At 66.6% G+C, this 13,552-nt stretch carries 11 protein-coding genes; 9 read left to right on the top strand and 2 right to left on the bottom strand.

What is annotated here, in order from left to right:
- Nucleotides 1–41: 41 nt before the first annotated feature.
- Both AC1M2K_RS04625 and AC1M2K_RS04620 read left to right on the top strand, forming a co-directional pair.
- Entirely contained in the window at nucleotides 42–1,226 is a 1,185-nt protein-coding gene (locus AC1M2K_RS04625) for an adenosylhomocysteinase (RefSeq protein WP_480240020.1), read from the top strand.
- A gap of 16 nt (nucleotides 1,227–1,242) precedes the next feature.
- The gene (locus AC1M2K_RS04620; RefSeq protein WP_480240019.1) at nucleotides 1,243–1,950 is read left to right on the top strand and encodes an IclR family transcriptional regulator; all 708 of its coding nucleotides are present in this window, start codon (nucleotides 1,243–1,245) and stop codon (nucleotides 1,948–1,950) included.
- A 19-nt stretch (nucleotides 1,951–1,969) separates the two neighbouring features.
- Here the strand turns inward: AC1M2K_RS04620 and AC1M2K_RS04615 are convergent, their stop codons facing one another.
- Nucleotides 1,970–3,652 (bottom strand): xylulokinase, encoded by a 1,683-nt coding sequence (locus AC1M2K_RS04615; protein WP_480240018.1) that lies wholly within the window; start codon nucleotides 3,650–3,652, stop codon nucleotides 1,970–1,972.
- 509 nt (nucleotides 3,653–4,161) lie between these two features.
- Nucleotides 4,162–4,875: an IclR family transcriptional regulator gene (locus AC1M2K_RS04610; RefSeq protein ID WP_480240017.1), complete on the bottom strand. Its 714-nt coding sequence runs from the start codon at nucleotides 4,873–4,875 to the stop codon at nucleotides 4,162–4,164.
- 121 nt (nucleotides 4,876–4,996) lie between these two features.
- Between AC1M2K_RS04610 and AC1M2K_RS04605 the strand changes: the two genes are divergently transcribed.
- The 7 genes from AC1M2K_RS04605 to AC1M2K_RS04575 all read left to right on the top strand — a co-directional run bounded on the left by AC1M2K_RS04605 (nucleotide 4,997) and on the right by AC1M2K_RS04575 (nucleotide 13,532).
- Nucleotides 4,997–6,907 (top strand): FAD-binding monooxygenase, encoded by a 1,911-nt coding sequence (locus tag AC1M2K_RS04605; RefSeq protein ID WP_480240805.1) that lies wholly within the window; start codon nucleotides 4,997–4,999, stop codon nucleotides 6,905–6,907.
- Nucleotides 6,908–6,996: 89 nt separating this feature from the next.
- Entirely contained in the window at nucleotides 6,997–8,478 is a 1,482-nt protein-coding gene (locus AC1M2K_RS04600) for a fumarylacetoacetate hydrolase family protein (protein WP_480240016.1), read from the top strand.
- Nucleotides 8,475–9,191: a GntR family transcriptional regulator gene (locus tag AC1M2K_RS04595; RefSeq protein ID WP_480240015.1), complete on the top strand. Its 717-nt coding sequence runs from the start codon at nucleotides 8,475–8,477 to the stop codon at nucleotides 9,189–9,191. Before AC1M2K_RS04600 ends, AC1M2K_RS04595 begins: the two co-directional genes overlap by 4 nt.
- A complete protein-coding gene (gene dapA / locus AC1M2K_RS04590; RefSeq protein WP_480240014.1) occupies nucleotides 9,188–10,138 on the top strand; it encodes a 4-hydroxy-tetrahydrodipicolinate synthase in 951 nt (316 codons plus the stop codon). The genes AC1M2K_RS04595 and dapA overlap by 4 nt, the downstream gene beginning before the upstream one ends.
- Nucleotides 10,135–11,649, top strand: a complete 1,515-nt coding sequence (hpaE, locus tag AC1M2K_RS04585) for a 5-carboxymethyl-2-hydroxymuconate semialdehyde dehydrogenase (RefSeq protein ID WP_480240013.1) — start codon at nucleotides 10,135–10,137, stop codon at nucleotides 11,647–11,649. The genes dapA and hpaE overlap by 4 nt, the downstream gene beginning before the upstream one ends.
- A 38-nt stretch (nucleotides 11,650–11,687) precedes the next feature.
- Entirely contained in the window at nucleotides 11,688–12,764 is a 1,077-nt protein-coding gene (gene hpaD, locus AC1M2K_RS04580) for a 3,4-dihydroxyphenylacetate 2,3-dioxygenase (RefSeq protein WP_480240012.1), read from the top strand.
- Nucleotides 12,765–12,887: 123 nt separating this feature from the next.
- Nucleotides 12,888–13,532 (top strand): RDD family protein, encoded by a 645-nt coding sequence (locus tag AC1M2K_RS04575; protein ID WP_480240011.1) that lies wholly within the window; start codon nucleotides 12,888–12,890, stop codon nucleotides 13,530–13,532.
- Nucleotides 13,533–13,552 lie beyond the last annotated feature (20 nt).

Genomic DNA, 13,552 nt, shown 5'->3' with positions numbered 1-13,552 from the left:
TGCGTATATGAATTTCAGATTTGCATGTGTAAAGTTCAGACATGAACACTGAATCCCTTGTCGAGCAGGGTGGCGCGCGGGTCGCCTGGATCCGATCCCGGATGACGATGCTGGCCGCGACGCGGGAGGACTTCCAGGCATCTCAGCCCTTCGCGGGCCACCGGATCGGGATGTCGCTCCACGTCGAGCCCAAGACGGCGGCTCTCGTCGAGACCCTCGCCGCCGGCGGCGCCGAGATCGTCGGGACCGGCAACTTCGGTTCGACGCAGAACGACGTCGTCGCCTACCTGAACTCCCTGCCGAACATCACCATCTACGGAACCCGTGAGGATTCCCTCGATCAGCACCACTCGAACATCACCCGGGTCCTCGACGCGCAGCCGGACATGCTGCTCGACAACGGCGCGGACCTCGCTGCCGGCCTCGCGGAGCGCGGCACATTCGGCAGCGTCATCGGCGGAACCGAGGAGACGACCAGCGGCGGCGACCGGCTGCGCGCCGAGCTCGCCGGACAGGTGCCGTGCCCGGTGATCGTCATCAACGACAGCCTGCTCAAGGCCATCGGAGAGAACAAGCACGCGGTGGGCCAGTCTGCGGTCGAGAGCTTCATGCGGATCACCAACCTGATGATCCCCGGCCGCCGTTTCGTCGTCTTCGGCTATGGCTGGTGCGGCCGCGGTGTCGCGCAGTACCTGCGCGCAATGGGTGCCAAGGTGGCCGTGGTCGACACCGATGAGCTGAAGGCATTCGAGGCCACTCTCGACGGTTTCCGGGTGGGAGCCGCGCACGACTTCGCCGAGTGGGGTGACGTCTTTCTCACCGCGACGGGCCGACCCGACGTTCTCACCTACGACGTGATCGAGCGGATGCACGACGGGGTGATTCTCGGCAACATCGGGCACTTCCCGTGGGAGATCGACGTTCCAGTGCTCCGTGCCCACCAGACGGCCAGTACCGAGATCGTGGACTCGCTGGAGCGGATCGATCTGCCAACCGGCAAGCATGTGGTGCTCATCGCCAACGGTCGCATGTACAACCTCGCCGGCCGCGAGCCGAAGGGCAACTCGATCGAATCGATGGACATCGGCTTCCTCCTCCAGTCGCTGGCACTCGAACGCATAGCGACTGGAGCAGCGACGTTGCGTCCCGGTGCCCAGCCGGTGCCGGACGACATCGACCGGCAGATCGCTCGCCGGCTCATGGCGTCGCTCCAGGCCTCGTCGTGACTGGAGCGCGTGCCCGATGACTGACACTCCCGAGTACTCGGCACCGGCGATCGACAAAGCGCTCGACATCCTCGAGCTTCTTGCCGGCAGCCCGGGGACGATGAGCCAGCTCGACATCGCGAAAGCCGTCGGCCTTTCCCCCGGTCAGATCTTCAGGCCACTGATGCGACTCGAGAAACGCGGCTACATCTTCCGCGACAAGCAGTCAGGCCTCTATCAACTCTCGATGCGCCTCTTCGATCTCGCGCACCGTCAGGAGCCGTTGCGGTCCCTGCTGACCGTCGCCGTTCCCGTCATGCAGGAGCTGGCCGCCGAGATCGGCCAGTCCTGCAATCTCGGCATCCTCGACGCCGACCGCGTGCGGATCGTCGCCCAGGCCGAAAGCCCGGCAGATTTCGGATTCCGCGTCCGCGTCGGTGCCCTCTTCGACCTCAGACAGACGGCGACCGGCATGGTCCTCGCGGCATTCATCGGGCCGGCTTCCACCGTGGATGACGACCGGCTGGATGCCATCAGGACAGACGGTGGACTCGTGCTCCCCGACCAGGCACAGCCGGGAATCACTGATGTCGTCGTGCCGATCCTCCGCTCGAATGGTCGAGAGGCGGTTGCCGCGCTCACCATTCCGTACATCGCGACCAGCTACAGCGGGTCGGGACTTGACGTCGTCCGGGAGAGGGCGGCGCGGGCCGCCCGCGAGATCCAGGCCGCGCTGGGGATCTGAGCCCGAGCCGGACGGGGTGTCAGTCGGTGGGCCCGGTCAGAGGCAGGGCCTCGACGGCTGTGCGCTCGATGGCGAGGCCGGCGCGATACCGGTCGAGGTAGGAGGCGAAGCCGCCTACGTCGTCGGGGTCAGGGTCGGTCGTCTCGAACAGCGCATCGCCGAACACCCGCTCGCTGAGGTAACCGTCGAGGTCGAGCTTCGAACCGGATGACGTGGCCGAGACGTAGGACGCCAGAACCGCGATGCCCCACGCGCCGCCCTCGGACGCCGTCGCTGCGATCGAAACCGGAGCATCCAGAGCACCGGCGAGGAACCGCTGGGCCACCCCGGCGGTGCGGAACATGCCCCCGTGCGCGAACATCTGATCGAGTTCGACGCCCTCGTCGGCCAGTACACGCATGCCGAGGCTGAGCGTACCGAACACACCGTAGAGCTGTGCCCGCATGAAGTTGGCGAGGGTGAATCGGCTGTCAGGGGCGCGGACGACCAGCGGCCTGCCCTCGCTGAGCCCGGCGATGGGCTCACCGGCCAGGTGGTTGTATGCCAACAGCCCGCCGGCATCCGCGTCGCCATCGAGTGCCTCACGGAAGAGTGCATCGAAGACGCCGTCGTTGTCGACAGGGGTGCCGGCGACCGTGGCGAAACGGCCGAACAGGCCCGCCCAGGCGGCGAGCTCGCTCGCCCCGTTGTTGCAGTGCACCATGGCGACCGGGTCGCCTGCGGGTGTGGTGACCAGGTCGAGCTCGTGGTGCACGCTCTGAAGCGGGCGCTCGAGAACGACCATCGCGAAGATGCTCGTCCCTGCACTCACGTTGCCGGTGCGCGGGGCGACCGAGCGCGTCGCTACCATCCCGGTGCCAGCGTCGCCCTCCGGCGGGCAGAGCACGGCGCCCGGTTGAAGCGCGCCGGTGGGATCGAGGAGTTGCGCTCCCTCCGGCGAGAGTTCCCCGGCCGGCTGTCCGGCTACCAGAACCTCGGGAAGGATCGAGGCGAGCTTCAGCTCCGGCCGCTGTGTGGAGACCAGGTCGTCGTACTTCGCCAGGAGTCTCGCGTCGTAGTCCCTGGTCGCCGAATCGATGGGGAACATTCCGGATGCGTCGCCGACACCGAGAACTTTGCGTCCGGTGAGCCGCCAGTGGACGTACCCGGCGAGGGTGGTGACGAAATCGATCTGCGGAACGTGGGGTTCGTTATCGACAACAGCCTGGTGCAGGTGAGCGATCGACCAGCGGAGCGGGATGTTGACGCCGAACAGCTCGGTCAGCTCGGTCGCTGCCACACCGGTCGTCGTGTTGCGCCAGGTCCGGAACGGTACGAGAAGGTCGCCGGCTTTGTCGAACGCGAGGTAGCCGTGCATCATCGCCGAGACGCCGATGGCGCCATAGCTCTCCGGGCGTACGCCGAAGTTCTTCTCGACGTCGGCGACGAGGTCGGCGTGGGCGGCCTGGATGCCCGACCAGACGTCATCGAGCGAGTAGGTCCAGACCCGGTCGACGAAGGCGTTTTCCCACTCGAACGAGCCGACGGCGAGCACAGTCGACGGATCGTCGCCGATGAGGCAGATCTTGATCCGGGTCGAACCCAGTTCGATTCCCAGTGACGTCCGTCGGCCCAGGATCGCGTCCCTGATGCTGGCGTGGCCTTCGGCGGCGTTCGTTGCTGCGCCGTCCTGACCGACGGCGGTGTCGATGCGGTCACCCATGGTGGGACTCCTTCGGGTCTGGATGTGATCGGTCACTTAACCGGTCGAATTCCGAGCCTATCCTCCCGGGCCGCACCCGCATGGCGCGGGTTCGACGCGGCGGGCGCACCGCAATACCACTTTGGGATGGGTAGAGATACCCATGGGCTGCGAACCCGGGCCGAATTAGGCTCGGAGTCTCTGGCCAAGGGGCATTGGCCGGAAGCCCGAGCAGGATGCACCGGTGCGTTCCCGCGAGGGTATGCAGGAGAAGACCCCCTGTGAACCGTCCCTACGTCGGTTCAGAGGGGGTCTTTCAGCTGGGGGCACAGCTGGGGAATTTCGCGACTTCGGAACCCGACTCCCTCGGAGAGTTCCCGCGTTCTGACCCTATCCGCGTGGGCGATGCCCGGATAGTCCACCCTTTGGTGGACCCGCACCGCGGCGAGATCGCAGTCGCGCACCCACAGAGGCTCGTTCGAGCGGGATTGGGTGCGCAACTGCCATCTCGTCGGCACCTGAGAGCGCGGTCAGCCGCCGAGGGCATCCCGGATGACCGCGGCCGACCGGCTGAGGCGCTCGGCGACCGTGGGCGCCTCCCCTCCGCCAGGCAGATGGACCGCCGCGATGGCCGCGGGTGGCCGGCCGCGCACGACGAGCGGCACGGCGACCGCGTGCAGGCTCGGAATCACTTCGTTCTGGCTCTCGGCCCACCCGCGCACGGAGGCAGTACGCACCTGCTCAGCGAGAGCAGCACTTGTGTTCTTCGGCCAGGCATCCGGGGGAAGCTGCGACAGGATCGCCTTGCCCGGCGCTCCCGCCGTGACCGGATGCCGCGTCCCCGGCCGTTGCGCGACGGCCGCGACAGCGTGGCGCGGCTCCACGCTGGCGAGGGTCACGCACTCGTCGCGGTCGAGGACGACGAGGAAGCAGGTCATGCCCAGGTCGTTCGCTGCTGCGGTCAACTCTGGCAGGGCCTCGGCCTGCAGATCGCGAGCGACACCGGCGGCCAGCGCGGCGAGCCCGGCACCCAGCTGGACCCGCCCGGCGGCATCCCGACCGACCAGCCCGTGCAGTTCCAGCGTCCGGATGAGCCGGTAGGCGACCGACCGGTGGGCGCCGAGCTCGGCGGTGATCTCCTCGATGGTCAGCGGATGCCCCGCGCCCGCGAGTACTTCCAGCACGCGGATGCCCCGGCTCAGCGTCTGTGACGCTGCATTCGCTGTGGCGTCGGTCAGGGGCATGGGCACTCCATTGCGTCGGGAAACGGCTCGGGATACGATCTGATCAATAGTAGAACGCTTCGTTCGATAATAGAACGACTGTCCTGCATCGCATCAGTCAATGAAGACTCGTGAGGACCCCATGCAGTTCCACCACCACGGCTACGTCTCCGGTGACCCGCGGGTGAGCCCTGCCGCAGGCACGGGGCTGAACCGCCCGGACGAACTGCCCGACGAGGTCGACGTCCTCATCGTCGGCGCCGGGCCCGCCGGCATGATCCTCGCCGCCCAGCTCTCCCAGTTCCCGAGCCTCACGGTCCGGCTCGTCGAACGGAGAGCCGGCCGTCTCGCGATCGGCCAGGCCGATGGCATCCAGGCGCGAAGCGTGGAAACGTTCCAGGCATTCGGGTTCGCTGAGCGCATCACCACCGAGGCCTATCGGATCACCGAGATGTGCTTCTGGGGACCGGACGCGGATGATCCGACGAGGATCGTCCGCACCGACCGGGCCGTCGACGACGTCACCGGGATCAGTGAGTTCCCGCACCTCATCGTCAACCAGGCCAGGGTCCTCGACTACTTCGCCGAGGTCATGCGGAACAGCCCGTCGCGAATGACACCGGACTACGGACTCGAGTTCGTGGGGCTCGAGATCTCGGATGCCGGTGATCACCCGGTCGACGTCACGCTGCGAGAGACGGCGGGGGAGCGGATCGGGCATGAGCGTCGGGTGCGGGCGAAGTACGTTGTCGGCTGCGACGGCGCCAGGAGCGCCGTTCGTGAGTCGATCGGCCGCTCGCTCGTCGGCGACCAGGCCCGTCATGCGTGGGCGGTGATGGATACCCTCGCGGTCACCGACTTCCCCGACATCCGCACCAAGTGCGCCATCCAGTCGCGCGCAGGCAGCATCCTGCTCATCCCTCGCGAGGGCGGACACCTCTTCCGGATGTACGTCGACCTCGGCGCCGTCACCCTGGAAGACAAGGGTGCGATCCGGGCCACCACGGTCGAGTCGGCGATCGTCAAGGCCAACGAAATCCTGCACCCGTACACGCTCGACGTGAAGAACGTCGCCTGGTACAGCGTCTACGAGGTCGGACACCGGCTCACAGACAAGTTCGACGATGTCGCCCACGAGAGCGACAGGTCGCCGCGGGTGTTCATCACCGGGGACGCCTGCCACACGCACAGCGCGAAGGCCGGGCAGGGGATGAACGTGTCGATGCAGGACGGTTTCAACCTGGGCTGGAAACTCGCCCACGTGCTCACCGGCCTCAGTCCAGAGCGGCTGCTCGAGACGTACTCCGACGAGCGGCAGGTGATCGCCAGGGACCTCATCGAATTCGACAGGGTGTGGTCGACGCTCATGGCGAAGAAGCCGGAGGAGTTCGACGATCCGAAGGAGCTCGGAGAGTTCTACGTGCGGACGGCCGAGTTCCCGGCCGGCTTCATGACGCAATACCCGCCGTCCATGCTCATCGGAGGAGACGAGCACCAGGACCTCGCGACCGGATTCTCGATCGGCAAACGCTTCAAGTCCTCGCCCGTCGTCCGGGTCGCCGACGGCAACCCGAAGCACCTCGGCCACCACCACCGCGCCGACGGGCGCTGGCGGCTGTACGCGTTCCCCGGGGAGGCATCCGGAGGCGATGCGGCGCTCGCCGAGTGGGCAGACTGGCTCGCGACCTCGCCCGATTCGCCGATCGTCCTGTACACCCCCGCCGGGGCAGACATCGACAGTGTCTTCGACGTCAAGGTGGTGTACCAGCGACCGCACGTGGACGTCGACATCATGGCGGTGCCTGCGATCTTCCTTCCCCGGGTCGGTCCGTTCGCGCTGATCGACTACGAGAAGGTCTATGCCGCAGATCCGGTCGACGACATCTTCGACCGGAGGGAGCTGAACCGTTCCAGCGGATGCGTCGTGGTGGTCCGGCCGGACCAGTACGTCGCGCATGTGCTCCCGCTCGCGGCGACCGCCGAGCTGGCCGGCTTCTTTGCCGGCAACATGCTTGCACCGCGACCGGTGCCCGTCGACTCCCTGCGTGCCTGACTGCTCGGTTCGGGTGCGCCGCCAGGACGAGAACATCGGATTCGAGGACGGTGCTTGGCGAAATGTATCAAATGATATACGTTCGCAGCATGACTGATTCCGAGTCCCCGACGACGCGCCTCGATGGAGAGGGCAGCGGCATCCGTCGCCCCGGCAAGATCATCGCCGTTCATCTCAACTACCCCAGTCGCATCGCGCAGCGGGGCCGCGTCCCCTCGCAGCCCTCGTACTTCCTCAAGCCCTCCACGTCGGTCGCGTCGAGCGGCGGAGTGATTGAACGGCCCCTCGGTACCGAGTTGCTCGCATTCGAGGGCGAGATCGCCCTCGTCATGGGTGCAGCGGCGAAGAATGTGACGCGCGAGGATGCCTGGTCGCACATCGCGGCCGTGACCGCCGCGAACGACTTCGGCGTCTACGACCTGCGCTGGGCCGACAAAGGCTCGAACCTCCGGTCGAAAGGTGGCGACGGGTTCACCCCGCTCGGCCCCCGCCTCATCGATGCGCGCACGGTCGATCCACGCGGCCTGCGGGTCCGCACCTGGGTCGACGGCGCCCTCGTGCAGGACGACACGACAGCGGAACTGGTCTTCCCCTTCGACCAGCTCGTCGCCGACCTGTCGCAACTCGTCAGGCTCGAGGAAGGCGACGTCATCCTCACCGGCACACCGGCCGGGTCGAGCGTTGTCACTCCCGGCCAGGTCGTCGAGGTGGAGGTCGACGCCCCGAACGCTGAGGGCTCGCCCTCGAGTGGTCGCCTCGTCACCACCGTCGTAGAGGGTGAGACACCGCTCGGTGCGCACGGAGCCGGCCCGAAGGTCGACGACACGCAGCGCGCAGAGGCATGGGGAAGCCGTGCTGAGGCGGGGCTGCCTGAGACCTTCGAACTCACCGACGGCCTCAGAGCCAGGATCGCCTCCGTCGGGACGGCGACACTGAGCGCGCAGCTGCGCAAACGCGGCCTCAACAACGTGACGATCGACGGAGTGCACCCCACACATCCGGGAGTGCGGATGATCGGCCGGGCGCGAACCCTTCGGTTCATCCCCTCCCGGGAAGATCTCTTCGAGAGCCACGGCGGAGGCTTCAACGCCCAGAAACGCGCCTTCGACTCCCTCCGCCCTGGCGACGTGCTGGTGATCGAGGCTCGAGGAGAGGCGGGCACCGGCACGGTGGGCGACATCCTCGCCCTGCGCGCCCAGGTGCTCGGTGCAGCAGGGATCGTCACAGACGGCGGCATCCGTGACCTCGATGCGGTCACCGCGCTCGGGATACCCGCCTACTCGCAGGGAGGACACCCCGCGGTTCTCGGCCGCAGGCACGTCCCCTGGGACGTCGACCTCACGATCGCCTGCGGAGGTGCGGCTGTGCAGCCAGGCGACGTCATCGTGGGGGACGGCGACGGGGTACTCGTGATCCCACCCCGCTATGTCCACGAGGTCGTCGACGCGGCGATCGAGCAGGAGCGCCAGGAACGGTTCATCGCCGACCGGGTGGCTGAAGGCGAGAGCGTGAACGGGCTGTATCCGATGAACGCCGCGTGGAAGAAACGCTTCGAGGAGGAGAGCCGATGACCGCGGGGAACGTTCAGAAGACGAACGGTTCCGTGACGCATGCCGACGGAGGCAGCAAATCGGAGCGCGCGTACGCCTTCATCAAGGAACGCATCGAGAACGGCAGCTATACGCCGGGCTTCCGGCTCGTCCTCGGGCAGCTCGGCAAGCAGCTCGACGTCAGCGTCGTGCCCGTCCGCGAGGCCATCCGGAGGCTCGAAGCCGAAGGACTCGTGACCTTCGAACGCAACGTCGGCGCGCAGGTGGCCATGGTCGACGAGCGTGAGTACTTCTACACGATGGAGACGCTCAGCCTGGTGGAAGGCGCAGCCACTGCGCTCTCCGCCCCGTTCGTCACACCGCTTGACCTGCTCAGGGCACGGGAGATCAACGCCGAGATGGTGACCTGCCTCGACCACTTCGAGCCTCACCGGTTCACCGAACTGAACCTCGCATTCCATGCCGTTCTCTTCGAGCACTGCCCCAACCCGCACATCCTCGACCTCGTCCACCGGGGCTGGAAGCGGTTGACGGTGCTCCGCGACTCGACCTTCAGTTTCGTGCCCGGTCGCGCCCGTGAGTCGGTCGAGGAACACGAACGACTCCTGCAACTGATCGAGTCGGGCGCCCCTTCGTTGGAGATCGAACTCGCCGCGCGCGCCCACCGCACGGGCACCCTCGATGCGCTCCTCACCTACCAGGCAGAACACCACACTGAAAGCAGTCGACGATGACCTTCCGCACAGATCCCCACACCATCCGCGGATCCATCGCTCCGCTCATGACGCCGTTCACGACCGACGGCGCCGTCGACCATGAGAGTCTCGCCAACCTCGTCAACTGGCAACTCGCCAACGGCACCCACGGACTGTCGATCGGCGGATCCACCGGTGAGCCCGGCGCGCAGAGCACTGCCGAACGCCTCGCCGCCATCACGACAGTGATCGACGCGGGTGCCGGCCGGGTGCCCGTCGTGGCCGGGACAGGGAGTGCCAGGCTCGACGAGACCATCGAACTCACCGGCCAGGCGGTCGACGCGGGCATCGACGCCTCGCTCATCATCACTCCGTACTACGCCAGGCCCACCCAGGAGGCGCTGTACGTCTGGTACAAGACGATCGCGGCCGAGTTCCCCGACCTGCCGATCCTCGCATACAACGTCCCGGTTCGCACCGCCGTCGACATCGCACCGGAGACCATCGCGAGGCTCTACCGCGACGTCGACAACTTCGTCGGCGTCAAGGAGACCACGAAGGACTTCGAGCACTTCTCCCGCGTCCTCCAGCTCTGCGGCAGGGAGCTCATCGTCTGGTCGGGAATCGAACTGCTCTGCCTGCCACTCCTCGCACTCGGGGGAATCGGCTTCCTCAGCGCAACCGCGAACATCGCCCCCGCTGCCCACGCGCGGATGTTCGAACTGTGGGAGTCCGGCGACATCGAGGCGGCCAGGGAGATCCACTACGGGCTGCATCCCCTCGTCGACCTGCTCTTCGTCGAGACGAACCCGGCGCCGGGCAAATGGGTGCTCGAACAGCGCGGGCTCATCCGCTCGGGCTTCGTCCGGCCCCCGCTCATCACGCCCACAGATGCAGGTCTGACGAAGATCCGGGCCTATCTCGAACAGGGCGCCGACTACCTCACACCCGTCGGCGATTTCAGCATCGGGGGACAGCGACCATGAGGCACACCCAGCACGTTCCGGAAAACCTGCCGGAGAAGATCCAGCACTACATCGACGGAGCGTTCGTCGACAGCCTCTCGGGTGCGACGTTCGGCGTGCTCGCTCCCGTTTCGAACGAGACCTACGTGCACGCTGCCGCCGGACAGCAGGCTGACATCGATCGCGCGGTCGCCGCGGCCCGCAGGGCGTTCGATGAGGGGCCGTGGCCCCGGATGCTCCCTCGCGCCCGGTCTCGCATCCTCAACAGGATCGCCGACATCGTGGAATCGCGCGACGCCCGGCTGGCCGAACTGGAGTCGTTCGATTCAGGGCTCCCGATCACGCAGGCGCTTGGCCAGGCCCAGCGGGCCGCCGAGAACTTTCGGTTCTTCGCCGACCTGATCGTGGCCCAGGCCGACGACACCTACAAGGTGCCAGGACGCCAGTTGAACTACGTCAACCGCAAGCCGAAGGGTGTCGCCGGGCTCATCACGCCGTGGAACACTCCATTCATGCTGGAGAGCTGGAAGCTCGCCCCTGCGCTGGCATCCGGCTGCACGGTCGTGCTCAAGCCGGCCGAGTTCACACCGCTCTCGGCGAGCCTCTGGGCCGATATCTTCCGTGAGGCGGGTGTGCCTGACGGCGTCTTCAACCTTGTCAACGGCCTCGGCGAGGAGGCGGGCGACGCGCTCGTCAAGCACCCCGATGTGCAGTTGATCTCGTTCACCGGTGAAAGCTCGACCGGGCAGACCATCTTCGCGAACTGCGCACAGACGCTGAAGGGCATGTCGATGGAACTCGGCGGCAAGTCGCCCGCCGTCATCTTCGCCGACGCGGACCTCGACGCCGCCATCGACTCCACCCTGTTCGGTGTCTTCTCGCTGAACGGCGAACGTTGCACTGCCGGATCCCGCATCCTCGTCGAGCGCCCGATCTACGACGAGGTCGTCGAGCGGTTCGCCGCCCGCGCGAAGAACATCGTGGTGGGCGACCCGCACGATCCCAGAACCGAGGTCGGCGCGCTCGTGCATCCTGAGCACTTCGCAAAGGTGATGAGCTACGTCGAGATTGGCAAGAGCGAAGGCCGGCTCGTCGCAGGGGGAGGCCGCCCCGAGAGCCTTCCCACCGGCAACTATGTTGCCCCGACGGTCTTCGTCGACGTGAAACCGGATGCCCGGATCTTCCAGGAAGAGATTTTCGGTCCCGTGGTCGCGATCACACCGTTCGACACGGACGACGAAGCCCTCGAACTCGCGAACGGCGTCAAATACGGCCTCGCGGCGTACATCTGGACCTCGAACCTCGAACGCGCGCACACGTTCGCCCAGGCCGTCGACTCGGGCATGGTCTGGCTGAACTCGCACAATGTGCGCGACCTTCGCACGCCGTTCGGCGGGGTGAAGGCCTCGGGGCTCGGCCACGAGGGCGGATACCGCTCGCTCGACTTCTACTCCGACCAGCAGGCGGTGCACATCACCCTCGGAGAGGTGCACACTCCCCGGTTCGGCGCGACACCTGCCACCGACGACTGATCCGGCCCCACCGACTCTCTGCACAGAAAGACAGTTCAATGACGAACGACGCGATTGCCACCCCGACCGCCACCCCGCCAGACATCCTGCGATGCGCCTACATGGAGATCGTGGTCACCGACCTGGCGGCATCCCGCGAGTTCTACGTCGACATCCTCGGGCTCGTGGTCACCGAGGAAGACGAGAACGCGATCTACCTGCGCACCTTCGAGGAGTTCATCCACCACAATCTCGTCCTGCGGAGGGGACCTGTCGCCGCTGCGGCCGCCTTCGGCTTCCGGGTGCGTTCCCCAGAGGACGTCGACCTTGCCGAGGCCTATTACCGGGAACTCGGCTGCCGCACCGAGCGCCGCCGCGACGGATTCGTGAAGGGCATCGGAGACGCCGTCCGCGTCACCGATCCACTCGGGTTCCCGTACGAGTTCTTCTACGAGGTCGAGCACGTCGAACGCCTCGCCTGGCGGTACGAGCTCTACGGCCCTGGCGCGCTGGTGCGGCTCGACCACTTCAACCAGGTGACGCCGGACGTGCCCAGGGGTCGCACCTACCTTGAGGACCTGGGCTTCAGGGTGACCGAGGACATCCAGGACGAGAACGGGGTCACCTACGCCGCCTGGCTCCGTCGGAAGGACACCGTTCACGACACCGCCCTCACCGGCGGGGACGGGCCGAGGATGCATCACATCGCGTTCGCGACGCACGAAAAGCACAACATCCTCTACATCTGCGACAAGCTCGGCGCGCTCCGGAAGTCGGATGTGATCGAGCGCGGACCTGGCAGGCACGGCGTCTCGAACGCGTTCTACCTGTACATCCTCGACCCCGACGGTCACCGCGTCGAGATCTACACCCAGGACTACTACACCGGTGATCCGGACAACCCCGTCGTCACCTGGGATGTGCACGACAACCAGCGTCGCGACTGGTGGGGCAACCCGGTCGTCCCGAGCTGGTACACCGACGCCTCTCTGGTGCTCGACCTCGACGGCGAGCCGCAGCCGGTCGAGAAACGCACAGACGCGAGTGAGCTGGCCGTCACGGTCGGGGCGGACGGATTCTCGTACACCCGCAAGGACGACGTCGATCACGGTTTCAAGCTCGGAGGCGCGCTGTAACGTCTCTGGCGTCTGACCCGCAATACTGATCAGCGGGATGCTGCGAAGGCGGCCCCGGAGGAGACAGAGCCCGATGACTGGCGAACGAACGTGTCCGGTGCTGCCGGATACCGTGGAACACGGATGAGCGGTGTGATCGCGGCCGGTCTGCGCATCCGCGTGCTGTCAGGGCTGATCGACGGCCTGCTCGTGAGCACGACATTCAGCGTCGTGACGTTCGGCATCGTCCGACCTCTCAGCGCTCGGTTCGACAATCAGAACGCCTTCGTCGTCGCAAAACTCGCTGCGCGTCTCGGAGTTCCAGCGGAGCTCCTCGCCGGAACGCCGGCCATCATCATCGGTGCCCTCATCTCGTTGCTCATGCCGATGGGGCTCATCCTGTCGACGGCAGTGTTCGGGCAGACTCCGGGGAAGCGTCTGCTGGGGCTCCGGGTCGTCACCAACGCCAGGATGCGACGCCCGGGTCTCGGCCGTGCCGTCTCCCGGAAGATCATTCCGCTCCTCGTTCCTGCACTGATACTCCTCGTGCTCGGCGGGACGACGTTCCTGCTGACGTTCCAGCCGAGCACCGAGTCGCTCTCGTCCCTCGTCGGCCTGACCTGGGTGTTATTGGTGGCGGCGTTGCTCGTCGTCCCGGGTCTGATTTACCTGTCGATCACCTGGGGGCCGAACAAGCGGGGATGGATCGAACTGCTGACGGGAACGCGGGTGCTGAACATCGGGAAGGGCGCCGACCCGTACAGCGGAAGGAACTGGCGGAAGGACTGACCGATGCGGACGGGAACTTC

It is taken from the genome of Mycetocola sp. Y171 (assembly GCF_056713165.1).
The sequence above is the reverse complement of the archived record's forward strand: the minus strand, read 5'-3'. Positions and strand labels throughout refer to the sequence as shown.

Excerpts from the sequence above, each read along its gene's own strand:
- AC1M2K_RS04610 (WP_480240017.1), bottom strand. The coding sequence starts at position 4,875 with ATGCCCCTGACCGACGCCACAGCGAATGCAGCGTCACAGACGCTGAGC.
- AC1M2K_RS04605 (WP_480240805.1), top strand. The coding sequence starts at position 4,997 with ATGCAGTTCCACCACCACGGCTACGTCTCCGGTGACCCGCGGGTGAGC.
- AC1M2K_RS04625 (WP_480240020.1), top strand. The coding sequence starts at position 42 with ATGAACACTGAATCCCTTGTCGAGCAGGGTGGCGCGCGGGTCGCCTGG.
- dapA (WP_480240014.1), top strand. The coding sequence starts at position 9,188 with ATGACCTTCCGCACAGATCCCCACACCATCCGCGGATCCATCGCTCCG.
- AC1M2K_RS04595 (WP_480240015.1), top strand. The coding sequence starts at position 8,475 with ATGACCGCGGGGAACGTTCAGAAGACGAACGGTTCCGTGACGCATGCC.
- AC1M2K_RS04615 (WP_480240018.1), bottom strand. The coding sequence starts at position 3,652 with ATGGGTGACCGCATCGACACCGCCGTCGGTCAGGACGGCGCAGCAACG.
- hpaE (WP_480240013.1), top strand. The coding sequence starts at position 10,135 with ATGAGGCACACCCAGCACGTTCCGGAAAACCTGCCGGAGAAGATCCAG.
- AC1M2K_RS04620 (WP_480240019.1), top strand. The coding sequence starts at position 1,243 with ATGACTGACACTCCCGAGTACTCGGCACCGGCGATCGACAAAGCGCTC.
- AC1M2K_RS04600 (WP_480240016.1), top strand. The coding sequence starts at position 6,997 with ATGACTGATTCCGAGTCCCCGACGACGCGCCTCGATGGAGAGGGCAGC.
- AC1M2K_RS04575 (WP_480240011.1), top strand. The coding sequence starts at position 12,888 with ATGAGCGGTGTGATCGCGGCCGGTCTGCGCATCCGCGTGCTGTCAGGG.
- hpaD (WP_480240012.1), top strand. The coding sequence starts at position 11,688 with ATGACGAACGACGCGATTGCCACCCCGACCGCCACCCCGCCAGACATC.